This window comes from Thioalkalivibrio sp. ALJ4 (assembly GCF_000377225.1).
Lineage (GTDB): Bacteria > Pseudomonadota > Gammaproteobacteria > Ectothiorhodospirales > Ectothiorhodospiraceae > Thioalkalivibrio.
Window position 1 is genome coordinate 577,847 of the sequence record NZ_KB897917.1, and the last position, 25,868, is coordinate 603,714.

Annotated in this window: 27 protein-coding genes; 14 read left to right on the plus strand and 13 right to left on the minus strand. The window is 66.9% G+C overall.

All coding sequences use genetic code 11. The annotated features are described in order from the left end of the window. Positions 1–3 precede the first annotated feature (3 nt). Positions 4–2,217 carry a DNA helicase II gene (gene uvrD, locus C936_RS0102765; RefSeq protein ID WP_018175124.1) on the minus strand — a complete coding sequence of 738 codons (2,214 nt, stop codon included), beginning with the start codon at positions 2,215–2,217 and terminating at the stop codon, positions 4–6. A 177-nt stretch (positions 2,218–2,394) separates the two neighbouring features. Here uvrD and C936_RS0102770 point away from each other — a divergent pair, with 177 nt between their 5' ends. Together C936_RS0102770 and odhB are read left to right on the plus strand one after the other, a co-directional pair. Further along, positions 2,395–5,193, plus strand: coding sequence for a 2-oxoglutarate dehydrogenase E1 component (locus C936_RS0102770; RefSeq protein WP_018175125.1), 2,799 nt, complete (start codon positions 2,395–2,397; stop codon positions 5,191–5,193). Between the two features lie 28 nt (positions 5,194–5,221). Beyond that, positions 5,222–6,541: a 2-oxoglutarate dehydrogenase complex dihydrolipoyllysine-residue succinyltransferase gene (odhB, locus tag C936_RS0102775; RefSeq protein ID WP_018175126.1), complete on the plus strand. Its 1,320-nt coding sequence runs from the start codon at positions 5,222–5,224 to the stop codon at positions 6,539–6,541. 82 nt (positions 6,542–6,623) lie between these two features. Here the strand turns inward: odhB and ubiB are convergent, their stop codons facing one another. The 4 genes from ubiB to C936_RS0102795 are packed head-to-tail and all read right to left on the minus strand — an operon-like array spanning position 6,624 to position 10,068. Next, positions 6,624–8,309 (minus strand): ubiquinone biosynthesis regulatory protein kinase UbiB, encoded by a 1,686-nt coding sequence (ubiB, locus tag C936_RS0102780; RefSeq protein WP_018139839.1) that lies wholly within the window; start codon positions 8,307–8,309, stop codon positions 6,624–6,626. After that, a complete protein-coding gene (locus C936_RS0102785; RefSeq protein WP_018139840.1) occupies positions 8,309–8,932 on the minus strand; it encodes an SCP2 domain-containing protein in 624 nt (207 codons plus the stop codon). The genes ubiB and C936_RS0102785 overlap by 1 nt, the downstream gene beginning before the upstream one ends. 18 nt (positions 8,933–8,950) lie before the next feature. Beyond that, entirely contained in the window at positions 8,951–9,700 is a 750-nt protein-coding gene (ubiE, locus tag C936_RS0102790; protein WP_018139841.1) for a bifunctional demethylmenaquinone methyltransferase/2-methoxy-6-polyprenyl-1,4-benzoquinol methylase UbiE, read from the minus strand. Between the two features lie 2 nt (positions 9,701–9,702). Next, entirely contained in the window at positions 9,703–10,068 is a 366-nt protein-coding gene (locus C936_RS0102795) for a gamma-butyrobetaine hydroxylase-like domain-containing protein (RefSeq protein WP_018139842.1), read from the minus strand. A gap of 397 nt (positions 10,069–10,465) precedes the next feature. On the opposite strand from C936_RS0102795, the gene C936_RS15170 reads away from it, so the two are divergent. After that, positions 10,466–10,600, plus strand: coding sequence for a hypothetical protein (locus C936_RS15170; protein WP_019592270.1), 135 nt, complete (start codon positions 10,466–10,468; stop codon positions 10,598–10,600). Between the two features lie 103 nt (positions 10,601–10,703). On the opposite strand, the gene hslU is transcribed toward C936_RS15170, so the two are convergent. The 8 genes from hslU to C936_RS14480 all read right to left on the minus strand — a co-directional run bounded on the left by hslU (position 10,704) and on the right by C936_RS14480 (position 17,412). Then, positions 10,704–12,038 (minus strand): ATP-dependent protease ATPase subunit HslU, encoded by a 1,335-nt coding sequence (gene hslU / locus C936_RS0102805; RefSeq protein ID WP_018139853.1) that lies wholly within the window; start codon positions 12,036–12,038, stop codon positions 10,704–10,706. A gap of 45 nt (positions 12,039–12,083) precedes the next feature. Then, positions 12,084–12,626: an ATP-dependent protease subunit HslV gene (gene hslV, locus C936_RS0102810; protein ID WP_018139854.1), complete on the minus strand. Its 543-nt coding sequence runs from the start codon at positions 12,624–12,626 to the stop codon at positions 12,084–12,086. Positions 12,627–12,806: 180 nt separating this feature from the next. Beyond that, positions 12,807–13,760, minus strand: coding sequence for a tyrosine recombinase XerC (gene xerC / locus C936_RS0102815; RefSeq protein WP_018175128.1), 954 nt, complete (start codon positions 13,758–13,760; stop codon positions 12,807–12,809). Further along, positions 13,732–14,469, minus strand: a complete 738-nt coding sequence (locus C936_RS0102820) for a DUF484 family protein (protein WP_018139856.1) — start codon at positions 14,467–14,469, stop codon at positions 13,732–13,734. The genes xerC and C936_RS0102820 overlap by 29 nt, the downstream gene beginning before the upstream one ends. Further along, a complete protein-coding gene (dapF, locus tag C936_RS0102825; protein ID WP_018175129.1) occupies positions 14,466–15,302 on the minus strand; it encodes a diaminopimelate epimerase in 837 nt (278 codons plus the stop codon). The genes C936_RS0102820 and dapF overlap by 4 nt, the downstream gene beginning before the upstream one ends. Then, positions 15,302–15,976, minus strand: a complete 675-nt coding sequence (locus C936_RS0102830; protein WP_018175130.1) for a trans-aconitate 2-methyltransferase — start codon at positions 15,974–15,976, stop codon at positions 15,302–15,304. Before C936_RS0102830 ends, dapF begins: the two co-directional genes overlap by 1 nt. Next, complete coding sequence (gene lysA, locus C936_RS0102835; protein WP_018175131.1) at positions 15,973–17,277, minus strand: diaminopimelate decarboxylase; 1,305 nt, start codon at positions 17,275–17,277, stop codon at positions 15,973–15,975. Before lysA ends, C936_RS0102830 begins: the two co-directional genes overlap by 4 nt. Continuing rightward, positions 17,278–17,412: a lipoprotein gene (locus C936_RS14480; RefSeq protein WP_012981537.1), complete on the minus strand. Its 135-nt coding sequence runs from the start codon at positions 17,410–17,412 to the stop codon at positions 17,278–17,280. Positions 17,413–17,724: 312 nt separating this feature from the next. Here C936_RS14480 and soxY point away from each other — a divergent pair, with 312 nt between their 5' ends. From soxY to gpmI, 11 genes are all read left to right on the plus strand, one after another. Then, the gene (gene soxY / locus C936_RS0102845) at positions 17,725–18,198 is read left to right on the plus strand and encodes a thiosulfate oxidation carrier protein SoxY (RefSeq protein WP_012981538.1); all 474 of its coding nucleotides are present in this window, start codon (positions 17,725–17,727) and stop codon (positions 18,196–18,198) included. Between the two features lie 46 nt (positions 18,199–18,244). Next, the gene (soxZ, locus tag C936_RS14205; protein WP_012981539.1) at positions 18,245–18,529 is read left to right on the plus strand and encodes a thiosulfate oxidation carrier complex protein SoxZ; all 285 of its coding nucleotides are present in this window, start codon (positions 18,245–18,247) and stop codon (positions 18,527–18,529) included. Between the two features lie 150 nt (positions 18,530–18,679). Next, the gene (gene hisB, locus C936_RS0102855) at positions 18,680–19,273 is read left to right on the plus strand and encodes an imidazoleglycerol-phosphate dehydratase HisB (RefSeq protein WP_018139861.1); all 594 of its coding nucleotides are present in this window, start codon (positions 18,680–18,682) and stop codon (positions 19,271–19,273) included. Between the two features lie 15 nt (positions 19,274–19,288). Next, positions 19,289–19,945: an imidazole glycerol phosphate synthase subunit HisH gene (gene hisH, locus C936_RS0102860; RefSeq protein WP_018175132.1), complete on the plus strand. Its 657-nt coding sequence runs from the start codon at positions 19,289–19,291 to the stop codon at positions 19,943–19,945. A 10-nt stretch (positions 19,946–19,955) separates the two neighbouring features. Next, positions 19,956–20,687: a 1-(5-phosphoribosyl)-5-[(5-phosphoribosylamino)methylideneamino]imidazole-4-carboxamide isomerase gene (gene hisA / locus C936_RS0102865; protein ID WP_012981542.1), complete on the plus strand. Its 732-nt coding sequence runs from the start codon at positions 19,956–19,958 to the stop codon at positions 20,685–20,687. Position 20,688: 1 nt separating this feature from the next. Next, complete coding sequence (hisF, locus tag C936_RS0102870; RefSeq protein WP_012981543.1) at positions 20,689–21,480, plus strand: imidazole glycerol phosphate synthase subunit HisF; 792 nt, start codon at positions 20,689–20,691, stop codon at positions 21,478–21,480. Further along, entirely contained in the window at positions 21,480–21,857 is a 378-nt protein-coding gene (locus tag C936_RS0102875; protein ID WP_018139864.1) for a phosphoribosyl-ATP diphosphatase, read from the plus strand. Before hisF ends, C936_RS0102875 begins: the two co-directional genes overlap by 1 nt. 73 nt (positions 21,858–21,930) lie before the next feature. Further along, positions 21,931–22,233 carry a twin-arginine translocase TatA/TatE family subunit gene (gene tatA, locus C936_RS0102880; protein ID WP_012981545.1) on the plus strand — a complete coding sequence of 101 codons (303 nt, stop codon included), beginning with the start codon at positions 21,931–21,933 and terminating at the stop codon, positions 22,231–22,233. Between the two features lie 44 nt (positions 22,234–22,277). Continuing rightward, positions 22,278–22,982, plus strand: a complete 705-nt coding sequence (tatB, locus tag C936_RS0102885) for a Sec-independent protein translocase protein TatB (RefSeq protein ID WP_018175133.1) — start codon at positions 22,278–22,280, stop codon at positions 22,980–22,982. Beyond that, positions 22,979–24,175, plus strand: coding sequence for a twin-arginine translocase subunit TatC (tatC, locus tag C936_RS0102890; RefSeq protein ID WP_012981547.1), 1,197 nt, complete (start codon positions 22,979–22,981; stop codon positions 24,173–24,175). Before tatB ends, tatC begins: the two co-directional genes overlap by 4 nt. 138 nt (positions 24,176–24,313) lie before the next feature. Beyond that, entirely contained in the window at positions 24,314–25,864 is a 1,551-nt protein-coding gene (gene gpmI / locus C936_RS0102895; RefSeq protein ID WP_018139866.1) for a 2,3-bisphosphoglycerate-independent phosphoglycerate mutase, read from the plus strand. The last annotated feature ends 4 nt before the right edge of the window (positions 25,865–25,868 follow it).

Consider the following 25,868-nt stretch of genomic DNA (forward strand, 5'->3'; position numbering starts at 1 on the left):
TTTTTAGTGCTGGCCCAGGACCTCGAGCTTGGCGAATCCGAGTACCAGCCATTTGGAACCCGCGTGGGCGAAGTTCACCTGCACCCGTGCCGAGTTGCCCGAGCCCTCGAACTGGGTGATCAGGCCCTCGCCGAATTTCGCATGGTGCACGCGGGCTCCGATCGACAGACCATTGTCGCGGGCCGCGGCATCTGAGGTATCCAGCGACCCAAAGCCCGCGGTGCGCTGGCGGCTGGCGGCAAAGCGCCCCGCACCAAACGGCGAGGCCTGCGGGCGCAGCACCTCCAGGGCCTCTTCCGGGATCTCGTTGATAAAGCGCGAGGCAACGTTGTAGGACTCGCGCCCGTACAGGCGCCGGGTCTCGGCGTGGATCAGGTACAGCTCCTGCTCCGCGCGGGTCATGCCGACGTAGGCCAGGCGGCGCTCCTCCTCCAGTCGCCCCGGCTCCTCCAGCGAGCGCGAGTTGGGGAACAGGCCCTCTTCCAGGCCGGTCAGGAAGACCAGCGGGAACTCGAGGCCCTTGGCGGAGTGCAAGGTCATCATCTGCACCGCGTCCTCGTGCGGGTCGGCTGCGCCCTCGCCGGCCTCCAGCGCGGCGTGGGCGAGGAACTCGGTCAGGCGGTTGCCTTCGCCTTCCTCGCTCTCGGCGGTGGGCTCCATGTCGAAGGCGCGCGCCGCGCCTACCAGTTCGTCCAGGTTCTCCAGGCGGGCCTCGCCGCGCTCGCCCTTCTCCTTCTTGTAGTGCTCGCGCAGCTGCGCGCGCTCGATCGCCTGTTCCACCTGATCGGCCAGCGGCTGGCGCGGCAGCTCCTGCTGCAGGCTGTGGATCAGCTGGATGAAGCCGGCGACCGCGTTGCGCGCGCGGCCGGGTAGCGCGTCGGCGTCGACCGCATGGACAGCCGCCTTCAGCAGGCTGGTGTCCGCCGCCTGGGCCGCCCCGCGCAGGCCCTCCAGAGTCTTTTCGCCGATCCCGCGCGGCGGCTGATTGACCACGCGCAGGAAGGCGGCGTCGTCATCGCCGTTGCCGGCCAGGCGCAGGTAGGCCAGGGCGTCGCGGATCTCCTGGCGCTCGAAGAAGCGCAGGCCGCCGTAGACCCGGTAGGGCATACGCCGACCGATGAAGGTCTCCTCCAGCACACGCGACTGGGCGTTGGAGCGATACAGCACCGCGCACTCGCGATGCAGCCCGCCCTGGTCCACATGGCGGGCGATGGTCTCGGCGATGAAGCGCGCCTCTTCCTGCTCGTTCAGCGCGGTGTACAGGCGCACCGGGGCGCCTTCGGTGTCCTCGGTCCAAAGCTCCTTGCCGAGACGCCCGGAGTTGTGGCGGATCAGTGCGTTGGCGGCGTTCAGGATGTTGGCGCTGGAGCGGTAGTTCTGCTCCAGGCGCACGACCTGGGTGCCCGGGTAGTCCTGCTGGAAGTGCTGGATGTTCTCGATCTTCGCGCCGCGCCAGCCGTAGATGGACTGGTCGTCGTCGCCGACCGCAAACACGGGGCTGTCGCCGGCCAGCAGGCGCAGCCAGGCGTACTGGATGTCGTTGGTGTCCTGGAACTCGTCGACCAGCACATGGCGAAAGCGCGTGCGGTAGTGCTCCAGCAGCGCCTTGTTGTCGCGCAGCAACTCCAGCGAGCGCAGCATCAGTTCGGCGAAATCCACCACCCCGGCACGCTCGCAGGCCTGCTGGTAGGTGGTGTAGACGCGCACCCACTGGCGGGCGACCGGGTCGCCGGTATCCGGCAGGTGTTCCGGGCGCGAGCCCTCGTCCTTTCGCGCATTGATGTACCACTGCGCCTGTTTCGGCGGCCAGCGCGCCTCGTCCAGCTCCAGGCCGCGCAGCACACGCTTGACCATGCGCAGCTGGTCGTCGGAGTCGAGGATCTGGAAGCCCTGCGGCAGCCGCGCGTCCTGCCAGTGCTGGCGCAGCAGACGGTGGGCCAGCCCGTGGAAGGTGCCGACCCACAGCCCGGTCGCCGGGTGCCCCAGCAGCGCCTCGATGCGCCCGCGCATCTCGGCCGCCGCCTTGTTGGTGAAGGTAACCGCCAGCAGGCTGTGCGGGGCCACGCCCTCCACACCGATCAGCCAGGCGATACGGTGCACCAGCACGCGGGTCTTGCCGGAGCCGGCGCCGGCCAGCACCAGCAGCGGTTGTGGCGGGGCCGCCACGGCCTCGCGCTGGGCCGGGTTCAGGGAATCGAGCAGGGGGGAGACATCCATGCGCGAATGGTAGGGAAACCCGGCCGGAATCGCACGTTGTGCACGCGGGGCGTGTGCCTTCCGCCGCGCAAACGCGCTACTCTCGGGCAAAGTCCTCATCGGCCCCGCGCGGGGAACCTCGCAGCCGAGAACGGTCCCAAGTAACAACACCGCGCACGCGCAATCGGAACATCGCGAATGAATGACATGCCCTCGCTGCACCGGCTGGATACGCCGGTCTCCGGACAGGAGCTGCACCCGGACAACCTGCTTTTCGCCGAGACCCTGCTGGAACGCTACCGCGAGGACCCGGAGTCGGTGCCGCCGGCCTGGGCCGACTACTTCCGCTCGCTGGAGGGTGCGCCGCGGCTGGAACGGCGTCGTTCGACCGATCGCCCGGATCTGGCCCATGAGCAGTTGCAGATCCGGGTGCTTCAGTTCATCAACTCCTATCGCTACCTGGGCCACTTCGGGGCGCGTCTGGATCCGCTGGAGCGGGAGGCCCCCGAGCCGCCGGTGGAGCTGAGTCGGGGGTATCACGGGCTGGACCGGGTCGGCCCGGAGATCCTGTTCGATCCCGGTTCCCTGTTCATCGAGGGCCCGGTGTCGCTGGACACGATCGAGCGGGTGCTGCGCGAGACCTACTGCGCGAGCATCGGTGCCGAATACATGCACATCGCGGCGACCGAGGAAAAACGCTGGCTGCAGGAGCGGCTGGAGTCGGCCCATGGCCACTTCGGCTTTGGCGACGAGACGCGGCTGGCCATCCTCGAGCGCCTGACGGCGGCCGAGGGGCTGGAGCGCTATCTGCACCGGCGCTATGTCGGACAGAAGCGCTTCTCCCTGGAAGGCGCGGAGAGCCTGATTCCGCTATTGAATGCCCTGGTCCAGCGCGGCGGTGCGCGCGGGCTGCAGGAGGTCGTGCTGGGCATGGCGCATCGCGGGCGCCTGAACGTGCTGGTCAACCTGTTCGGCAAGGCCCCCGCGGATCTGGCCGGCGAGTTCGAGGGCCGCCCGCGCGACGATCGTGGCACCGGGGACGTCAAGTACCACATGGGCTTCTCCTCGAATGTCGAGACGCCCGGCGGTCCGGTCCATCTGGCGCTGGCGTTCAACCCCTCGCATCTGGAGATCGTGACGCCCGTCGTCGAGGGCTCGGTGCGCGCCCGCCAGGTCCGCATAGCCGATCGGAAGGGCAACCGGGTGATGCCCGTGGTGATCCATGGCGATGCCGCGTTCGCCGGCCAGGGCGTGGTCATGGAAACCCTGAACATGTCCCAGACCCGGGGGTTTTCCACCAAGGGCACGGTGCACGTGGTGGTGAACAACCAGGTCGGGTTTACCACATCGACCCTGAAAGACGCCCGCTCGACGCATTACGCGACCGATGTCGCCAAAATGGTGAACGCGCCGATCCTGCACGTGAACGGCGACGATCCCGAGGCTGTGGTGTTTGTCACCCAGGTCGCGCTGGATTACCGCATGCGCTTCGGCAAGGACGTGGTGATCGACCTGGTCTGCTACCGCCGCCAAGGACACAACGAGGCCGACGAGCCGGCCGCCACGCAGCCGCACATGTACCGCCGTATCCGCGACCTGCCGACCACCCGCGAGCTATACGCGCGCTCACTGATCGAGGCCGGGCTGACCGAAGAGAAGGCCCAGGACGAGGCGGTCGAGGCCTATCGCGCCCGCCTGGATGCCGGCGAGCCCGTGGCCCTGTCGCTGCACGACGACGGGCATGGCACCACAACCAACTGGGCGCCCTATGTGAACCAGACCTGGGATCAGGACGTGGAGACGGGCGTGGAGAGCGCGCGCCTGTCGCGTATGCTCGACCAGCTCTCGACACCGCCGGAGGGCTTTCAGGTCCACCCGCGCGTGCAGAAGATCCTCGACGCCCGCCGGGCGATGGCCGCGGGCGATCAGCTGCTGGACTGGGGCGCGGCCGAGACGCTGGCCTACGGCACGCTGATCCAGGATGGCTACCGTATTCGCCTGTCCGGCCAGGACTCCGGGCGCGGCACATTCTTCCACCGCCACGCGGTGTTGCACGACCAGGAGACAGGGAAGGCGCTGGTGCCGCTGCGTCGGCTGGACCCGGATCATCCGCGCTTCCTGGTCATCGATTCGCTGCTGTCCGAGGAAGGCGTGCTCGCATTCGAGTACGGCTATGCAACGGCCGCGCCGGAGGCCCTGGTGGTCTGGGAGGCGCAGTTCGGTGACTTCGTGAACGGCGCGCAGGTGGTGATCGACCAGTTCATCTCCTCCGGCGAACAGAAATGGGGCCGTTTGTGCGGGCTGACGCTGCTGCTGCCGCATGGTTACGAGGGTCAGGGCCCGGAGCATTCCTCGGCCCGGCCCGAGCGCTTCCTGCAACTGGCGGCGCAGGAGAACATGCAGGTCTGTGTGCCGACCACGCCCGCGCAGATCTTCCATCTGCTGCGTCGGCAGATGGTGCGCCCCTATCGCAAGCCGCTCGTCGTGATGACGCCGAAGAGCCTGTTGCGGCACCAGGATGCGGTCTCCGATCTCGAGGCGCTGGCGCACGGGCAGTACCAGACGGTGATCGACGATGCGCGCATTGAGGATCCCAAGGCCGTCAAGCGGGTGCTGCTGACCAGTGGCCGCATCTACTATGACCTGGCTGCAAGCCAGTCCGAGGGCCAGCACTGGGGTGTCGCGATCCTGCGCCTGGAGCAGAGCTACCCGTTCCCCGAGGAGCGCCTGACCGAACTGCTGGGGCGCTACCCACACGCGGAGGAGTTCGTCTGGGTGCAGGACGAGCCGGAGAATCAGGGCTATCTGGGATTCCTGGCGCCGCGCATCAATCCACTGCTGACGGTGCGTGGTCAGACGCTGCACGCGGTCGCACGACCCCCGGCCGCCGCGCCGGCGGTCGGCTACCCGGAGGTCCACAAGGCGCAGTTGAAGGATCTGCTCGAGCGGGCATTCGGCCCGATCAGCTCGCGCGACACCCCGCACCCCACGCCCTGAACACTGACGCACAGCACAAGGAAGCGAGATGGCACCCGACCCCACCCCGATCAAGGTCCCCGAACTCCCGGAGTCCGTTGCCGATGCGACCGTGGTCGCCCTGCACAAAAAGGCAGGCGACACGGTCAAGCGCGATGAACTGATCGCCGAGCTCGAGACCGACAAGGTCGTGCTCGAGGTCTCCGCCCCGTCTGCGGGGGCCCTGACAGCGCTGGAGGTCAGCGAGGGCGATACCGTGAAGACCGACGCGGTGATCGCCTACCTGGGCGCGGCCGATGAAGCGGCCGAGGAAGACTCCGAGTCGGAAGGGGAGGAGGCCTCGATACCTTCACAGCCGGCTGCTCGGGAATCGTCCGATGACAAGACCTCGTCACCCCGTGCCGAGGACAGGGGCAAGGCCCGGGACACCGCGAACGTTGTGCCCGAAGGCGGCTCCGGTGGCGCCGCCCCGCCCCCCAGCCCGTCCGTGCGGCGCTTGTTGCAGGAGGCCGGGCTCAAGGCCGAGGACGTCGAGGGCACGGGCGAGGACGGCCGTATCCTGCGCGAGGACGTTGAGCGAGTGCAGACGGAGCGATCGCGCCGCAGCGAGGCGCCTTCTTCGGCGTCGCCTCAGGGGCGTGCCCCGGAGCGCGAGCGGGCGCCGTCCGCCGGCAGTATCGAACGCGTCCCGATGACGCGCCTGCGTGCGCGCATCGCCGAGCGGCTGCTGGAGGCCAAGCAGTCCACCGCGATGCTGACGACCTTCAACGAGATCGACATGTCCGCGGCGATGGACCTGCGCGCGCGCTACAAGGAGACCTTCGAGAAGCGCCACTCGATCAAGTTGGGCTTCATGGGCTTGTTCGTGGCCGCTGCCAGTCGTGCGCTGGAGCGCTTCCCGATCATCAATGCCGCGCTGGATGGCGAGGAGATCGTCTATCACCATTTCAGCGACATCGGCATCGCCGTGTCCTCGCCGCGCGGGCTGGTGGTGCCGGTGCTCCGTGATACCGGCAACGCCAGCGTCGCCGACATCGAGCGACGCATCCGCGACTTCGCGGAACGCGCCAGCGACGGCAAGCTGGACATCGACGAGCTGCGCGGCGGCACCTTCACGATCACCAACGGCGGTGTATTCGGCTCGCTGTTTTCCACCCCGATCGTGAACCCGCCACAAAGCGCCATCCTCGGCATGCACGCGATCAAGGAGCGCCCCGTTGCGGTGGACGGTGAGGTGGTGATCCGGCCGATGATGTATATCGCCCTCTCCTACGACCACCGCCTGGTCGACGGCGCCGATGCCGTACGCTTCCTCGTCGCGATCAAGGACGCAATCGAGGACCCGGCACGCCTGCTCCTCGACGTCTGACCCCGCGTCGGCCCCGAACCCCGCCTCCTGCTGTCTGCAGCGACACGGCCCATGAATGAACGGGCGACGCTGCCTGTGGTGTTCAGGTGCGATCGACGGGGCGGCGGTACGGGCCCGGGCGCAGCCCGAATAGCAGCATGGCGGCGCCGACCAGGCCGAGCGGCCAGGACGGCCAGGCCAGTCCGAGCCAGGTGGACACGTCGAGCTGGGTGGCCAGCCCCGCCAGGGCGAGCAGACCCGCGCCTCCCCAGGCCTCGTGCCGCCTGCGGTTCTGGCGGCGCAGCCCCTCTTCAAGATCGCGGATCTGCTGGCGCAGGGCGGCGTCGCGCTCGGCGCGCTGTTCCTCCACCGTGAGGGCCTTTTCCAGGTGCATGGGCATTTCGGGCAGCTGGGCGAGCAGGCGCGGCAGGTGCTGCTGCGCATTGCGGATGAATGCGCGCACGCCCATGCGCTCGTGCATCCAGTCCTCGATGAACGGCTTGGCGGTTGTCCACAGGTCCAGCTGCGGATAGAGCTGGCGGCCCAGACCCTCGATGTTCAGCAGGGTCTTCTGCAGCAGCACCAGCTGCGGCTGCACCTCCATGTTGAAGCGTCGCGCGGTCTGGAACAGGCGCAGCAGCACCTGGCCGAAGGAGATCTCCTCCAGCGGGCGCTGGAAGATCGGCTCGCAGACAGTGCGGATCGCCGCCTCGAACTCGTCCACGCGGGTGTCCTTCGGCACCCAGCCGGATTCCACGTGCAACTCGGCCACGCGGCGGTAGTCGCGGTTGAAGAAGGCGTGGAAATTCTCTGCCAGGTAGCGCTGGTCGGAGTCGAGCAGCGAGCCGACGATGCCGAAGTCCACCGCCAGATAAGTCGGGTTGTCCGGGTGGGTGGCGTCCACAAAGATGTTGCCCGGGTGCATGTCGGCGTGGAAGAAGTTGTGCTGGAACACCTGGGTGAAGAAGATCTCCACTCCGCGTTCGGCCAGCAGCCTCAGGTCCACGTTGCGTTCACGCAGTGCCGCGATATCCGCCACCGGGATGCCGCCGATGCGCTCCATCACCAGCACGCTGCGGCGCGTGTAGTCCCAGATGATCTCCGGGATGTACAGCAGGTGGCTGTCCTCAAAGTTGCGGTGGATCGCGGCGGCGTTGGCGCCCTCGCGGATCAGGTCCAACTCGTCGGTGACGGTCTTTTCGTATTCGTCCACCACCTCGCGCGGGCGCAGGCGCTTGGCCTCGGACCAGTAGCGATCGGCCAGGTCCGCGATCAGGTGCATCACCTCGAGATCCGCGCGGATGGTCTTGAAGATGCCGGGGCGCACGACCTTGACCACCACCTCGCGCCCGTCCTGGAGCGTGGCCGCGTGCACCTGGGCGATGGAGGCCGAGGCGATCGGGGTGTCCTCGAACGTGGCAAAGGCAATCTCGATCGGACGCTCAAGTTCGGACTCGATCAGTGCGCGCGCCTGGTCGCTCGGGAACGGCGGGACCCGGTCCTGCAGCCGTGACAGTTCGATGGCGATGTCGTCCGGCAGCAGGTCGCGCCGGGTGGAGAGCATCTGCCCGAATTTGATGAAGATCGGCCCCAGGTCTTCCAGCGCGCGGCGGATGCGCTCGCCGCGTGTGCCTTCGGTGCGGCGAAACCAATTCCAGGGTGCGAGATAGAGCAGGAAGCTAAGCGGGCGCAGCGGCTTCAGCGTAAACAGGATGACATCGAGGCGATAGCGCACCAGGACCCGCGCGATGGTCCACAGCCGCAGCCCCCGGTACAGCGCGCGGCGCATCAGGCCTGCCGGTCGTCGGTATCGGAGGCGGCCCCGGCCTCCAGCCGGTGCAGGCGTGCATCCAGTCGCGCGACGCCGTCGCGCAGGTCGGAGACGTCCTCGGCAAAGGCCTCGAAGGCCCCGCCTGCTGGCAGCCACTCGAGCTCGTCACGCAGATAGTCGGCCGTGTCCTCGGCGGAGCGGCGGCCGAGGTGACGCAGACTGCCACGAGCCTGATCGAGCAGGTGGCGCAGCGGCCCAGCGGCCCCGACGCCGGCAAAGCGCTCGAACAGCCCCTCCCAGTCGACCCCGGAGTCGCGCAGCGCATGCTGCAGATCGGAGAGCACGGTGGCCTCACCGGTGATGGTCAGCCCGGAGCGGTCGTCCCGGCCCATGGCCGCGGCGAGCGACAGCGGCGATCCCGCCAGCTGCACATCCACCGGTTCCTCGACACCGCCGATGACCTGCAGCCGGTCGGCGGCCCCGACCAGCGAAAAGGCCAGCCCCGGGGGCTCGATCACGATGGCGATTGCACGCCCGGCCAGGCGTGCGCGGTCCTTCTCCGGCGCGCTCGCCAGGTGCTCGTTGAGCGTGGCCTCGATCAAGGCCGTGAGCGGGCTGGGCAGGGCGAGGGGTTCGGTCATGGTGAGGCCCGCATCTCCCTAGAGTTTTGTGCCGCGATGCAGGGCGACGATTCCGCCGGTCAGGTTGTCGTACTCGACGCGCTCCAGACCGGCGTCGCGCATCATGCCGGCCAGGGTCTCCTGATCCGGGTGCATGCGGATGGACTCCGCCAGGTAGCGGTAGCTGTCGGCATCGTTGGCGACCAGCTTGCCCATCAGCGGCAGCATCTTGAACGAATAGATATCGTAGATCGGGCGCAGCGGTGCCATCGGCTGCGAGAACTCCAGCACCAGCACGCGCCCGCCGGGCTTGATCACCCGGCGCATCTCGGCCAGCGCGCGTTCCTTGCGGGTCACGTTGCGCAGGCCGAAGGCGATGGTCACGCGGTCGAAGTAGTCATCCGGATAGGGGAGCTGTTCCGCGTCCGCCTGCACGAAGTCGAGGTTGCCCACGTGGCCCTCGTCCAGCATGCGGTCGCGCCCGGCCTCCAGCATCGAGGCGTTGATGTCGCAGACCACGATCTGCCCCTTCGGCCCGACGCGTGGGGCAAAGGCCCCGGCCAGGTCCCCGGTACCCCCGGCCAGGTCCAGGATCTTCATGCCCGGGCGCACGCCGGTGCGCTCCAGCGTGTAGCGCTTCCAGATGCGATGGACGCCCATCGACATCAGGTCGTTCATCACGTCGTAGCGCGAGGCGACCGAGTGGAAGACCTCGCCGACCCGTGAGGCCTTTTCGGACTCGGGGACGCTCTGGTAGCCGAAGTGGGTCTTGCCGGGTTCTTCTTTCATTGTCAGTGCGTCTTGCGCTCGTGGCCGGCCTCTTTCAGCCGATCCAGGTAATCCTGCCACAGACTTTCCTGCTCCGTGCCGAGCTTGTGCAGGTAATCCCAGTCGTAGATGCCGGTGTCGTGGCCGTCGGAGAACTCCAGCTTCACTGCATAGTTACCGACCGGCTCGATGCCGGTGATGTTCACATCCTCCTTGTCCACCTGCAGCACCTCCTGGCCCGGCCCGTGCCCGCGCACCTCGGCGGAGGGCGAGTACACGCGCAGAAACTCGCAGGGCAGCTCGAAATGCGAGCCATCGGAGTAGGTCAGCTCCAGGATGCGCGACTTCTGATGCAACTGGATATCGGTGGGTCGGTGCTTACTGCTCATGCGGCCTCCAGAATCCTCGGTCGGGGCGAGCCCGGAAAGATCTTGCGCAACCGCCCAAGGCGGCCATCGTCAAAGGACTGCGAGGATACCAGCCCAGCACGCTAGCGTGGCATCTCCCACGCGCAGCGCGGGCCTGACGGAACGGCCGGTCGCGCGCGAAAGCCTGAACGAACACTGAGGCCAGCGCTGCTTGTTACCCGTAGTTCCGGGTGAATGGGAAACAAGCTGGGTTGATGTTAACGGAACAAATGCAAGGAACCTTGGTGTTAATTTGCGGGGATTTTTTGAACACAAGTGCCACCATTTGGGGCGATTTGTTGACGCCAACGGCACTTGGGACGGATGGTCCTGTTTCTTCCTGGATGCCGTAAGCGAACAGGCCCAAAGCAGCATGCACGTGGCTCGCTCCATCCGCGATCACTACGAGGCGATGAAGGTGCGTTTTGCCGAGGTGCTCGGCTCGCGGTATTTCGTCCTCGCCCTGGACTATCTGGTTACCTGGACGGTATTTCCCAACAGTCGCCTCACTTGAAGCACCCGGATTCCCCGACAAACGGCCGCACGGTTCACCCGCGTGCTCCTTGAAGAGGGCCTTCTGCAACCGGTACGCGGGGTGGCAGGCGGCAGGGCCGGCTTTAGAGGATGTAGCGGGAGAGGTCTTCGTTTTCGACCAGGTCGCCGAGGCGTTCGTCGACGAAGCTGCGGTCGACTACGACGGCGCCGTCGACGTCCGGGGCGCGGTAGGCGACGTCCTGCAGCAGGCGTTCCAGCACGGTGTGCAGGCGGCGGGCGCCGATGTTCTCGGTGCGCGCGTTCACGTCATGGGCGATCTCGGCGAGGCGGCGGACGCCGTCTTCCTCGAAGCGCAGTTCCACGCCTTCGGTCTTCATCAACTCGGTGTACTGCTCGGTCAGCGAGGCGGTGGGTTCGGTCAGGATGCGCACGAAGGCGTCCACCGACAGCGGGCCCAGTTCGACGCGGATCGGGAGTCGGCCCTGCAGCTCCGGCACGAGGTCGGACGGCTTGGACAGGTGGAAGGCGCCGGAGGCGATGAACAGGATGTGGTCGGTGCGCACCATGCCCAGCTTGGTGGAGACGGTGGTGCCCTCGATCAGAGGCAGCAGGTCGCGCTGCACGCCCTCGCGCGAGACCTCGCCGCTGCTGCCCTTGTCGCTGCCCTTGGCGACCTTGTCGATCTCGTCGAGAAAGACGATGCCGCTTTGTTCGACGCGGTCGATCGCCTGGAGCTTCAGCTCTTCTTCGTTGATCAGGCGCGCGGCCTCTTCCTCGATCAGCAGCTTGCGTGCCTCGGCGATCTGCAGCCGGCGCGATCGGGTCTTCTGGCCGCCAATGTTCTGGAACATCGACTGCAGCTGGCTGGCCATCTCCTCCATGCCCGGCGGGGTCATGATCTCTACGCCGTGCGGGTTCTGCTGCACCTCGATGTCGATCTCGCGCTCGTCCAGGTCGCCCTCGCGCAGGCGCTTGCGCAGTTTCTGGCGGGTGTCGCTGTTGGAGTCGTCCTGCGCGGATTCGGTGAAGCCGGCGTTGCGCGGGCGCGGCAGCAGGGCATCGAGGATGCGCTCCTCCGCCGCGTCTTCGGCCTTGACGCGGTTTTCCTTGATGGCCTCGTCGCGCAGCTGCTTGACCGCGGCCTCGGCGAGGTCACGGATGATCGATTCGACATCGCGGCCGACATAACCGACCTCGGTGAACTTGGTCGCCTCGATCTTGATGAACGGCGCGCGGGCGAGCTTGGCCAGGCGTCGGGCGATCTCGGTCTTGCCGACGCCGGTCGGGCCGATCATCAGGATGTTCTTGGGGGTGACCTCCGGCTGCAGCTCCGGTGGCAGCTGGCGGCGGCGCCAGCGGTTGCGCAGGGCAATGGCGACGGAGCGCTTGGCCTCGTCCTGGCCGATGATGTAACGGTCCAGTTCCTGGACGATCTCGCGGGGGGTCATGTCGGTCATGGCAAAAGGGGCCTTGGTCGAATCGTTCGTGCGGGGCCGGGCGCGTTATTCCGCGTCCAGGCTCTCCAGCGTGAGGTTGTGATTGGTGTACACGCAGATGTCGGCGGCGATGTTCAGCGACTTCTCCACGATGTCGCGGGCCGACAGGTCGGTATTCTGCAGCAGGGCCTGGGCGGAGGCCTGGGCATAGGGGCCGCCGGAGCCGATCGCGATCAGCGCGTTTTCCGGTTCGATTACGTCGCCGTTGCCGGAGATCACGAAGGAGTTCTCGCGGTCGGACACGGCCAGCAGGGCCTCCAGCCGGCGCAGGGCGCGGTCGGTTCGCCAGTCCTTGGCCAGCTCGACCGCGGAGCGGGTGAGGTTGCCGGAGTGTTTCTCCAGCATGCCCTCGAAGCGCTCGAACAGGGTGAAGGCATCGGCCGTCCCGCCGGCAAAGCCGGCCAGGATGCGGTCGTGGTAGACGCGGCGCACCTTGCGCGCGTTGCCCTTCATCACGGTGTTGCCAAGCGATACCTGGCCGTCGCCTCCGAGGGTGACGGCGCCGTCCTTGCGGACGCAGACGATGGTGGTGCCGCGAAACTGTTCCACGGGCGCTCTCCTTTGTGCTGCGGTCGGGGTCGGCCGCCCGCCTTGCTGCATTGCGAGACCGCCAGGGGCTGCTCGCAGGCACGAGGGGGTCAGGTTGTGCCGACGTCCGAGGTTTTTGCGGTCCGGAAGCGGTTGGGTCCCGGTCGTTGCTGTTGGTTCCCCGCCCGGAGAAAGCTGGATTCAGCGTTTGCCTGGCGAACGGTCTCTCCGGGCACGCGGGTGGGCGGCATCATACACCTGTGCCAGGTGCTGATAGTCGAGATGGGTATAGATCTGGGTGGTTTCAAGGTTGGCGTGACCAAGAAGTTCCTGAATGGCTCGCAAATCGCCACTCGATTCCAGCAGGTGACTGGCGAAGGCATGGCGCAGCCGGTGCGGATGCAGGCGCACGTCCAGCCCGGCGCGCCGGCCGGCCTCGGCCACGCGGCGCTGGACTGCGCGGTTGCCGATGCGGGCGCCGCGGCGGGTCACGAACAGGGCGCGTTCGCCGGGTACGGCCCAGTCGCCACGGCGCTTGAGCCAGCTGCGGATCGCATCACGCGCCACCCGCCCCACCGGGACGCTGCGCTCGCGCCGGCCCTTGCCGAGTACCCGCACCAGCCCGGTATCGAGGTCGAGATCCGTCAGGTCCAGCCCGGTCAGCTCGGACAGGCGCAGCCCGGAGGAGTACAGCAGCTCCAGCATGGCCTGGTCGCGGGCGGCCAGGGTCGGATCGAGGTCCTCGGCCGGGGTCAGGGCCTGCTGGGTCTGGTCGACGTCGAGATTGCGTGGCAGGGCGCGCCCCGCGCGCGGTCCGCGCAGGCCGGCGGCAGGGTTGGCTGGCATGCGGCGGTGTTCGACCTGAAAGGCGAAGAAGCCGCGCGCGGCGGACAGAAAGCGCTGGATGGAGCGCGGGTGGCGGCCCTGGCGGGCGAGCTGCCCGGCGATGCGGCGCATGTCCGCGGCCCGGAGATCGGCCCACGGGCCCGTGTGCAGGCCGCGCAGGCGGTTCAGGTCGCGCCGGTAGGCGTTGACGGTATGCGGTGAATGGCCGCGAACATCGCTTAAATGCCCGAGAAAGGCCGCGATATCCGCATCCTGCGGCGGGCTGGAATCAGTCGCCGCCTCAGGCGGCGGCGTGGGTCCGCTCGACATGGCAGCGGATCGATTCGGCCAGCAGGTCGCCGATATGGGTGACGAAATAGATGCCCATGTCGGGCTGGAAACGGTCCGGAGAGTCGCTGGCCAGGCCCAGCACCCCGATGCGGTCGGACTCGTCACCCAGTGGCATCAGGATCGCGGAACCGATGTCGTCGGCCGAATCGAACAGTACGTCCAGCATCTCGCCCGGCACACGGCCGCACTGGGCCTTGCCGCGCGCGAACAGCGGATCGAACGTGCTCAGCTCGCCGGACTCCAGGGCGTGCAGGTCGTCCACCTCGCGGTCGGCCAGGCGGATGCTGACGCGCTCGGCACCCAGCTCGTTGCGCAGGGCGTCCTGGGTCAGCGCCAGTACGGCATCCAGGTTTTCGGCGCGCATCAGGGTTTTGGCCAGTTCGTGCAGGTGCTGGCCCATGCGCTCGTTGTCGCGGGCGCGTTCGACCAGCTCGCCCATGTGCTGCTCCATCGCGCGGTGTTTCTCGCGCAGCAGGGCGACCTGGCGCTCCAGCAGCGACACCGCCCCGCCGGCCGGGTGTGGCAGGCGCAGGATGTCCAGCAGCGGCAGGTGGTCCTGGAAGAAATCCGGGTGATCGCGCAGATAGGCCTCGACGTCGGCCGCAGTAAGCGTTTTGTTGTTCTTGTCGTCCGTCGCCTGCGGCTTGGGGGTGTTTGCAGCAGAGGCGTTGGAGGATTGCCCAGTCATAGATCGATCCAGCCGTTGAAAACCGTGGTGGCCGGTCCGGTTAGCCAAACCGGGGCCTCGGCCTGTGCGTTCCAGCTTAGCACAAGGGTACCGCCCGGCAGCGAGACTTCAACCTCGTCGTCGACCAGGTTGCGGCGGCGCAGAATGGCCATCGCGGCGGCCGCGCCGCTGCCACAGGCCAGCGTCTCGCCGACCCCGCGCTCGAAGACCCGCAGGTTCACATGGCCGCGGTTGCGCAGCGCGGCAAAGCCGACATTCACGCGGCGTGGGAAGCACTCGTGCCGCTCGATCAGCGGCCCGACCTCGGCCACGGGCGCACTCGCGACGTCGTCGACCAGCAGCACGGCATGCGGGTTGCCCATGGACACCGCGCCCAGCGTGAGCGCATGGCCCTGCACGTCCAGGGTGTAGGCGTCGGCCTCGTGTTCGGCGACCAGCGGGATCTGTTCGGGCGTGAACACCGGCCGCCCCATGTTGACCCGCACGCGCTCGTCGTCCTCGACATGCAGCACGATGCGTCCGCCCAGGGTCTCGACCGGGATCTCGCGGGCCTCGGTCAGGCCCTGCTCCCGCACGAAGCGGGCGAAGCAGCGCGCACCGTTGCCGCACTGCTCCACCTCGGAGCCATCGGCGTTGAAGATGCGGTAGCGGAACAGGGCCTGCGTCGGGTCGCCCGGGGGCTCCACCAGCAGGATCTGGTCGCAGCCGATGCCGAAGTGGCGATCCGCCAGATGGCGCAGCGTCGCCTCGTCGAGCCGGACGGTCTGGCGCGTGCCGTCGATGACCACGAAGTCGTTGCCCAGCCCGTGCATCTTGGTGAATTCCAGGCGCATCAGGTGGCCTCCGGCAGCTGCCCGAAGATGACCATGTGCCGGTCCGAGGTGGCGCGGACGGTGAAGCCGTCGAGTCCGGCATCGGCCAGCTGCGCGCGCACCTCGTCGGGTGTGAAGGCGGCATGCAGGGAGTGTTCGAAGTCGCGGCGCAGCACGTCCGGGTCGTTGGCCGCGTACTGCGCGACCAGGGCCTTGAGCGTTTGCTCCGAGTCCGGGCGCCGCAGGTCCATCACGAACACGGCCGCGCCGGGCGCGCCATCGCGCACGATGGCCTGCCAAAGCACCGCGGGCTCATGCAGGTGATGCAGCAGGGAATTGCTGATGATCGCGGCGTACGGGGCGCGCGGGCCGCGCGCTTCGGGCAGGCAGCCCTCGGCCAGGTGTACGCGCGGCGCGGCCGGGTGGCCGGCCATCAGCGCGTCACCGGCGGCCAGCATCGCGGGCGCGCCGTCGAGCCCGTCGACCTCGCAGGCCGGGTAGCGTGCGGCGAAGCGCAGCGAGACATCGCCCGGCCCGCAGCCGAGGTCGAGCACGGGTCCGCTGACCGGGCCGGGGAAGGCCTCGGCGAAGGCGTCCACGAAGCCCTCGTGCGGCGCGGCGAAGTCGGCCTCGGCATAGGCGCGGGCCTGCGCAGGCTCCAGCATAAGCTCCGGTTCGGGGCGGCGCGGGATCATGGGTCCACGCTTCCGGGCGGATCGTCATCGTCCGGGTCCGTGTCTTCTGGGTCTTGGGGCAGCATGCTCTCGCGCATCATCAGGTGATCGACCTGCTCGCGTCGGTTGATGATCTGGAAATGGTCGCCGTCGACCATGATTTCCGGAGGGCGCGGGCGCGAGTTGTAGTTGCCCGCCATCACATAGCCGTAGGCCCCGGCCGAGCGCACGGCGAGCACGTCGCCCGCGGCCAGCGCCAGTTCGCGCTCGCGGCCGAGGAAGTCGCCGGTCTCGCAGACCGGGCCGACGATGTCGTAGGTGCGGGGCTCGGTGTCCTTGCGCCGCACGACCGGGATGATCTCCTGCCAGGCGCCGTACAGGGCCGGGCGCAGCAGGTCGTTCATCGCCCCGTCGACGATCGCGAAGTCGTGGGCCTCGGTGTGCTTGAGGTATTCCACCCGGGTCAGGAACACGCCGGCGTTGGCCGCGATCGCGCGCCCCGGTTCGAGCAGAACCTTTAGTGTGCGCTCGCCCATCACCTCGCGCAGGGCGCTGGCCCAGGCGTCCGGCTCCGGCGGAGTCTCGTCGCGGTAGCGCACGCCGAGCCCGCCGCCGACATCGATATGTTCGAGTTCGATGCCGTCTGCCGCCAGCTGGTCGACCAGCGTCAGCACGCGTTTCAGGGCATCGGTGAATGGGTCGATCCGGGTCAGCTGCGAGCCGATGTGGAAATCGACGCCGGTGGCCTCCAGGTGCTGGCTGTCGCGTACCCGGGCATACAGCGCCGGCGCCTCCTCGATGGCGACGCCGAACTTGTTCTCACGCAGGCCGGTGGCGATATAGGGATGGGTCTCGGCATCGACGTCCGGATTCACGCGGATCGAGACCGGTGCGGTCACGCCTATCTCGGCCGCAACGGACTCCAGCCGCTCCAGCTCCGGGGCGGACTCGACGTTGAAGCAATGGATGCCGACCTGGAGTGCCCGGCGCATCTCGGCCGCAGTCTTGCCGACGCCCGAGAACACGACCTTCGCCGGGTCGCCGCCGGCGCGCAGTACACGTTCCAGTTCGCCGCCGGAGACGATGTCGAAGCCGGCGCCCAGGCGCGCGAGCACGTTCAGCACCCCCAGCGCGGAGTTCGCCTTCACCGCGAAGCAGACCTGGTGCGGCGTGCCGATCAGGGCCTCGCTGAACGCGCGGTAGTGGCGCTCAAGGGTGGCGCGCGAATACACGTAGGCGGGCGTACCCACCAGCTGGGCGAGGTGGTCCAGCGCCACGCCTTCGGCATACAGCGTGTTGCCGTGGTAGTCGAAGTAGTCCATTCAGCGGCGCTCCTCGGTTTCGTCGTCATCGGGCAGGTAGAGATCACCCTTCTGTCCGCAGGAGGCGAGCATCTGCATCGTGCCGAGCACGACCACGACCGCAATCAGGAGCCACTGGGCCTTGCATGAACGCATGTTCGTTCCGGGGTGTCGTTGCAATGAAGGGCAATAGTGTGCCATTGATACGGCGCTGGCTTCAGGTCCATCCGTTGTCATTCACCCGATTTTGAACCCTTGGTGATCTGTTCATCATCGATTCAGCGAACTTTGGGAGGATGAACCTGCCAGACCAGCAGAAGACCACTGAAGCTGGTCAGCGATGGAGCCCGACCCCAAGGAATAGATCCCCGGGGGTCGCCGTCCAAAGCAACAGGCGTAAACGCGGGCAACCGCTAAAACGCCGCCGGATAACCCGGAACTGACCCAAAAAGATGAGAGGAGATCTCCATGATTAGCACCAAGCGTCGTGTCTTCCTGAAAGGCACTCTCGCCGCCGGCACCGTCGGCGTGGCCGTTGGGGCTGGCCTGCTGGCTCCGAGCAAGCTGCTGGCCGCCTGGCCGTCCTCCACGTTCGAGGCCGAGGGCCTGGACGCCGCGATGGAAGCTGCGCTCGGCTCCACCGACATCCCGGATAGCGACGACATCGATCTGAGCGCCCCGGAAATCGCCGAGAACGGCGCCGTGGTCCCGGTTTCGATCGAAACCAGCCTGGACGACGTCACCGAGATCGCCCTGTTCGCCGAGGAAAACGACTTCGCCGCGACCGCCCACTACATCCTGGCCTCCGGCACCAAGCCGAAAGTGTCCAGCCGCATCCGTCTGGGTGAGTCCTCGAACGTCGTGGCCGCCGTGAAGTCTGGCGACAGCTGGTACAAGACGGTCCGCGAAGTGAAGGTCACGGTCGGTGGCTGCGGCGGTTAAGCCGCGCGCCCCAATCGCTGATCGAACCCTATTGGAGGAATAAGATATGTCTATTCGAGTTCGCGCCCAAGAAAGCAACGGCGTTGTTAACGTCCGCGCTCTGATGAGCCACGACATGCTGGTCCCGGATGATGATGGTGGTCCGCACTTCATCGAAACCGTGGAAATCAAGCGTAACGGCGAAGACGCCATTACCGCCTACTGGAACTTCACTGTCTCTCGTAACCCGTTCCTGCAGGTCGAGTTCGACGGTTCCGCCGGCGACACCGTGTCCGTCTCCTGGACGGACAACAAGGGCGAATCCGATTCGACCGAAGTCGAAGTCGGCTAAGGAAGCCTCGCTTCCTGACGTCCAGCCGGGGCCCTCGGGTCCCGGCTTTTTTTTGCCAATTGCATGGCAGGCGAGTGCCCCGATCCGGTGTGCGTACCGGGCCGTGGCCAGCCTTGCTACACTGAGCCTTTGTCGTCTTGAATCGGAATCATGACTGAACGTACTGCTAGCATCCGCCGCGACACCCTCGAGACCCAGATCACCGTCGAGCTCAACCTTGATGGCAAGGGCACAAGCCAGCTGGAGACCGGTGTCCCGTTCCTCGATCACATGCTCGACCAGGTGGCCCGCCACGGCATGGTCGATCTCTCGGTGCGTGCGCAGGGCGACCTGCATATCGACGCGCATCACACGGTCGAGGATGTCGGCATCACGCTCGGGCAGGCGCTGGCCAAGGCCTTGGGGGACAAGAAGGGCATCCGCCGCTACGGCCATGCCTACGTCCCGCTGGACGAGGCCCTGGCGCGGGTAGTGATCGATTTTTCAGGGCGCCCGGGGCTGGAGATGCACGCGGACTTTCGGCGTTCGCACATCGGCGAGTTCGATGTGGATCTCTTTCACGAGTTCTTCCAGGGGCTGGTCAACCATGCCTGGATGACCCTGCACATCGACAGCCTTCGCGGAGACAACGCGCACCACGTGGCCGAGACCATCTTCAAGGCCTTTGGGCGCGCGCTGCGCATGGCGGCCGAGGCCGACCCGCGCGCGCAGGGGATTACCCCGTCGACCAAGGGCAGTCTTTAAAGGGATTTCCCGGCCATGGAAACAGTTGCCGTCATTGACTACGGCATGGGTAACCTGCACTCGGTGGTTCGCGCGCTCGAACACGAGTCCGGTGCCGATCAGCGCATCCTGCTGACGGACGATCCCGACACCCTGCGTGAGGCCGATCGCCTGGTCTTTCCGGGGCAGGGGGCGGCCGGTGATGCGATGCGCGCGCTGGCCTCGCGGGGGCTCGATCGCCTGTTGCCCGAGCTGACTGCGGATCGGCCCTTCCTTGGCCTGTGCCTGGGGCAGCAGATCCTGATGCAGCACAGCGAAGAGAGCGGCGGGGTCGATCTTCTGGGCATACTGCCGGGGCGGGTCGCACGTTTCCCGGAATGCGATGGCCCGGACGGCCGGCGCCTGAAGATCCCGCACATGGGGTGGAACCGGGTCCTGCCGACGGGCGAGCACCCCCTGTGGCACGGCCTGCCCGAGACGCCGTGGTTCTATTTTGTACACAGCTATCGCGTGTTGCCGGAGAACGAGGCGGATATCGCCGGGCGCACCGATTATGGCGAGACCTTTGCCTCGGCACTGGCGCGCGGCTCGCTGTTCACCATGCAGTGCCACCCGGAGAAGAGCGCCGCCTGCGGGCTGCGCCTGTTGCATAACTTTCTGCGCTGGGACGGTGAGGGTCCCGGGGCTGCGTGAGGAGTCCAAGATGCTGGTCATTCCTGCAATTGATCTGAAGGAAGGCAAATGCGTGCGCCTGCGCCAGGGCAAGATGGAGGATTCCACCGTGTTCGGCGAAGACCCGGTGGAGATGGCGAAGCGCTGGGTAGATGCCGGGGCGGAGCGCCTGCACATCGTCGACCTGGATGGCGCCTTCGCGGGCCATCCGCGTAATGCCGAGGCCGTACATGCGATCGCCGAGGCCTTCCCCGACCTGCCGATCCAGATCGGCGGCGGGATTCGCGACGAGGACACCGTGCAGGCCTATCTGGATGCCGGGGTGGAGTTCGTGATCATTGGCACCCGGGCGGTGAGCGCGCCGCACTTCGTCAATGACCTGTGCCTGGAGTTTCCCGGGCGCATCATCGTCGGGCTGGACGCGAAGGACGGCAAGCTGGCGGTGGATGGCTGGTCGAAGCTGTCGCACCACGATGTGATTGATCTGGCCCAGCATTTCGAGGCCGATGGTGTGGTGGCCTTCGTCTATACCGATATCGCCCGCGACGGGATGATGAAGGGCCCCAATGTCGAGGCCACCGCCCGCCTGGCCAGCAACGTGCGCGTGCCGGTGATCGCCTCTGGCGGGATCAGCTCGCTGGATGACCTGCGCCAGCTCGCCGAGAACGAGGAAGAGGGCATCACGGGGGCCATCGTCGGACGCGCGCTGTACGAGGGCGCGTTCACGCTCGAAGAGGCGCGCAAGGCGGCGTCCGGGGGCTGAGATGCTGGCCAAGCGCATCATCCCCTGCCTGGATGTCGATGCCGGCCGCGTCGTCAAGGGCGTGAACTTTGTCGGCATCCGCGATGCCGGCGACCCGGTGGAGATCGCGCGGCGCTACAACGCGCAGGGCGCGGACGAGATCACCTTCCTCGATATCACGGCCTCCAGTGACGACCGCGACACCATCCTGCATGTGGTCGAGGAGGTGGCGCGCGAGGTCTTTATCCCGCTGACCGTGGGTGGCGGCGTGCGTGCGGTGGAGGACATCCGCCGCCTGCTGAATGCCGGGGCCGACAAGGTCTCGATCAATACCGCCGCCGTGCACCGCCCGGAGCTGGTGCGCGAGGCGGCCGACTGGGTCGGCAGCCAGTGCATCGTGGTGGCGATCGACGCCAAGCGCGTCAGCGCGGAAGGCGAGTCCCCTCGCTGGGAGGTGTTCACCCACGGTGGGCGCCGCGAGACCGATCTGGAAGTCGTCGAGTGGGCGCAGCGGATGGAGTCCCTCGGGGCCGGCGAGATCCTGCTGACCAGCATGGACCGTGATGGCACCCGGATCGGGTTCGATCTGGAACTGACCCGGGCGGTCAGCGATGCGGTGGGTATCCCGGTCATTGCCTCCGGCGGCGTGGGCGAGTTGCAGCACCTGGTCGAGGGCGTGACCGAAGGCCATGCCGACGCAGTGCTGGCGGCCAGCATCTTCCATTTCGGTCAGCACACGGTGGGCGAGGCCAAGGACGCGATGGCCGCGGCAGGTGTGCCCGTACGGCCGAACGACGCCGGGGTGGCCGCCTGATGGCCGGGCGTGCGTCAGATGCCCTGGCGGGTGCCGAACTCCTGAGCGCGCTGGCCGAGGTGATCGAACAGCGGCGCCAGGCCGACCCGGAGCAGTCCTACGTGGCGAAGCTGCACGCCCGGGGGCTCGACGAAATGCTGAAGAAGCTCGGCGAGGAGTCGGCGGAGACCATCATCGCCGGCAAGAACGACGACAGCGACGCGCTGGTGTCGGAGATGGCGGACCTGTGGTTTCATAGCCTGATTGTGCTCGCGGCCCGGGGCCGCCACCCCGACGACGTCCTCGACGAGCTGGCTCGGCGCTTCGGGTTGTCCGGTATCGCGGAAAAGGCCGCGCGCCGGGCCAGTGGGCAGCGCTCTGATAAAAACGATAAATAAAACGCTGCGTATTGATTATGGGCCTGGCGCCGTTCAGGCTTATCCCAAAGTTGAATGATCTTGGAGAGAGTCCATGGGTATTGGTGGCATCAGCATCTGGCAACTTCTTATTATCCTGCTCATCGTCGTGCTGCTGTTCGGCACGAAGAAACTGCGCAACATGGGCGGTGACGTCGGCTCCGCGCTGAAGAACTTCCGTCAGGCGGTCAAGGACCCGGACGGCCAGAACAAGCAGGATGACAACGCGGAAGGCCAGGATGGCGAGACCCCTGAGGTCGAGGACCAGACCGGCGACAAGGGGCGTGTGGTCGACGGCGAGGTGAAGAACAGCTCGGAGCAGGAAACCGAGACCTCGCAGTCGGACAAGAAATCCTGATCCGCGCCCCGCGCGGAACGGCCGGACTCGGGCGGCGCTAGCGCATGTTCGACATCGGTTTCTGGGAGATCATCATCATCGTGCTGGTCGCGCTCCTGGTCGTCGGACCGGAGCGGCTGCCCGGCCTTGCGCGCGAGATCGGCCGCTGGGTGGGCAAGACCCGGCGTTTCGTGCACAGCGTGCGTTCGGATTTCGAGCAGGAACTACAGACCGACGAGCTGCGCAAGATGCTCCAGAGCCAGGAGCGCGAGATCCGTCAGCTCAAGGGCACCATGGAGGAGACCGAGAAGGATCTCCGCGAGGACCTCGAGGAAACCGAAAAGGATCTGCGCGAGGACCTCGAGGGGAAGCCCGCCGCCCGCAAGGGCCTGACGCAGGACCACCTGAAGGCCCTGGACGACAAGCGCGCTGCAACGGATAAACAGACGAAGAAGCCGGCCGTGCGTGAGCGCCGCCCGGCGGATGCGGACGACGCCCAGGACGAGGCCGATCCCGAGCAGGCTGAAGTGCGTCGGGTGCCGACCCGCTCGGGTATAGACGGCAACCTGATGACCGACGACCCGGCGCTGGAAGCCGAACGCAAGGCACGCGTTGAAGAGGCGGATCGACCCAAGCGCAAGAAGCCGGCTGTGCGCCCGCGTCGCACCGCGAAGTCGGATACCCCCGAGTCCGGGGGCCGCCAGGATGCCGCCTCGGACCAGTCAAGCGACTCCACTCACGACGACCAGGCCCCCGACAAGCACTCATGAGCAAGACCAAGCCGGAGGTCGAACCGAGTCCGGAGGCCACCGAAACCCTGCTCACGCACCTGATCGAGCTGCGTGATCGTGTCCTCAGGATGTTCATCGCCATTCTGGTGGTGTTCCTGGTGCTGTTCCCGTTCGCCAACCCGATATACACGTGGCTGGCGGATCCGCTGATGCAACACCTGCCGGAAGGCACCAGCATGATCGCGATCGACGTCGCCGCGCCGTTCCTGATCCCGTTCAAGCTGGTCCTGCTGTTGGCGGTGGTGATCAGCATCCCGTACCTGCTCTATCAGGTCTGGTCGTTTGTTGCGCCGGGGCTGTACAGCCACGAAAAGAACATGGCCCTTCCGCTGGTGGCCTCGTCCACCATCCTGTTCTACCTCGGGATGGCCTTCGCGTATTTCGTTGTTTTTCCGCTGATCTTCGCCTTCTTCACCGCGACCGCCCCCGAGGGGGTCTCGGTGATGACCGACATCTCGCGCTATCTCTCGTTCGTGATCATGCTGTTCATCGCGTTCGGCATCGCATTCGAGGTGCCGGTGGCGACGATTCTTCTGGTCTCGCTGGGGGCGACCACACCCGACAAGCTGGCCAAGAAGCGCCCCTACGTAATCGTGGGGGTGTTCCTGATCGGCATGGTGCTCACGCCGCCGGATATCATCTCGCAGACGCTGCTGGCCTTGCCGATGTGGCTGCTGTTCGAGATTGGCCTGATCCTCTCGCGCATCATGGAGCGCAAGAAGGCCGAGAAGCGTCGCGCGCAAGGGGGCGATGAGCCCGATGACCTGAGCGATGACTCCGGCGATGGGCCCGACGACCCGGACGGTGGGCCTGGTGGTGGCGGCAAGGGTGCGTCTGGCACCTCTAGCCGCAAGGCCGCAGCCGCCACGGCCACGGCTGGAGCGGCCAGCTCCAGCTCCAGCGCCGGGGCTCGGGAGACCCCGGCCTCCGCGCGCGCGGGCTACACCCCGATGACCGACGAGGAGATGGATGCCGAACTCGACCGCATCGAGGCGGAACAGGCCGAGCTCCAGCGCCAGAAAGAGGCGCGCAAGTCCTCGGAATCGCAGACGGACGAAACTCCAGGCACCGATCTGTCGCAAGATGACACGCCTCAGGAACCTGCCCGTGACGATGCCCGGGCCGACGAGGGGCCCTCGCAGGAAGACTATGACGAGGGGCGTTTCCGCTAGGAAACATTGATCGGTGTTTCCCGGTAGACGCTGACTGTTTCACACGCCAGCGTCTACTGGATCCCCGCGGTGTCCATCTGCGCATTGGAACTTGCTAAAATGCCCGGATAACCCATTGACCCAGGTAATGAACCCGCGATGGCCGACCCGCGTCCGACCCCCCGCCGCCCCGTCCTGCTGATCGTTATGGACGGGGTCGGAGTAAACCCCTCCAAGGTGAACAACGCCTACGCCGAGGCCAACACGCCGCGCCTCGACGAGTACCTGTCTACCCATGCGCATACCACGCTGGATGCCTGTGGCCGCGCCGTCGGCCTGCCGGATGGCCAGATGGGCAACTCCGAGGTGGGCCATTTGACCCTGGGTGCCGGGACCGTGATCAACCAGGATCTGGTGCGCATCGACGACTCCATCGCCGATGGCAGTTTTTACGAGAACGACGCCCTGGTCAGTGCCGCCCGCGCGGCCGCGAATAATGACCTGCCGCTGCACCTGATTGGTCTGGTGTCCGATGGTGGCGTTCATTCGCATATCCGCCACCTGCGCGCGCTGGTCGAGATCTGCCAGCGCGAAGGCGCCCGGCCGATGGTGCACATGATCACCGACGGTCGCGACACGGCCCCGCGTTCCGCGCTCAACTACCTCGACCCGCTGGAAGAGGAGCTGGCCAGCGCCGGCGGCGCCATTGCCACGGTATGCGGTCGTTATTACGCCATGGATCGCGACAAGCGCTGGAGCCGCACCGAAAAGGCCTTCCGCGCGATTGCCTACGCCGAGGGCGAGCCCGCAGGGTCGGCGCGCGAGGCCATCGAGGCCGCCTACGCCGCCGGCGAGGACGACGAGTTCATCAATCCCCGCATCATCAACGGCGGTGCCCCGCTCGGGCAGGACGCGGTCTGCGTGCTGTTCAACTTCCGCAACGACCGGCCGCGTCAACTGACGGCCGCGCTGGGGCTGGACGACTTCGACGGCTTTGACCGTGGTGAATTCCGCCCGGTGGCCGAGACCTGTCTGACCGAGTACGACCCGCGCTTCCTGTCGCCGATCGCCTTCCCGCCCGAGCGCCCCTCGACCACCCTGGGGAGCACGATCGCCTCTGCCGGTATCCCGCAGTTCCACTGCGCGGAGACCGAAAAGTACGCCCACGTCACCTTTTTCTTCAATGGCGGGAAGGAAGAGCCCTACGCCGGAGAACAGCGCGTGATGGTGCCCTCGCCGCCAGTGGATACCTACGACGAACAGCCGGAGATGAGCGCGGTTGAGGTGGCCGACGAGACCATCAAAGCCATGGAAGGCGGGCGCTACGGGTTCATCCTGGTGAACTTTGCCAATGGCGACATGGTGGGCCACACGGCCAAGCGCGAGGCCCTGCTCCAGGCGGTCGAGGTGCTGGATCGCGAGGTCGGACGCGTGCTGGATGCCGCGAAGGATGCGGGTTATTCCGTGATCGTGACCGCTGACCATGGCAACTGCGACGAGTACATCGACCCGGTGACCGGCGACCCGCACACCCAGCACACGATCTACCCGGTGATGTGCATGATTACCGACTCGCAGCGCTGGCGTCTGCGTACCGGCGGCGGTCTGGCCGATGTGGCCCCGACGGTGCTGGAATTGATGGGGGTACCCAAGCCCGCCGCAATGGGTGGCTGCAGCCTGTTGCTCGAGGAAGTCCCCGAGCCGGCATGAGGCC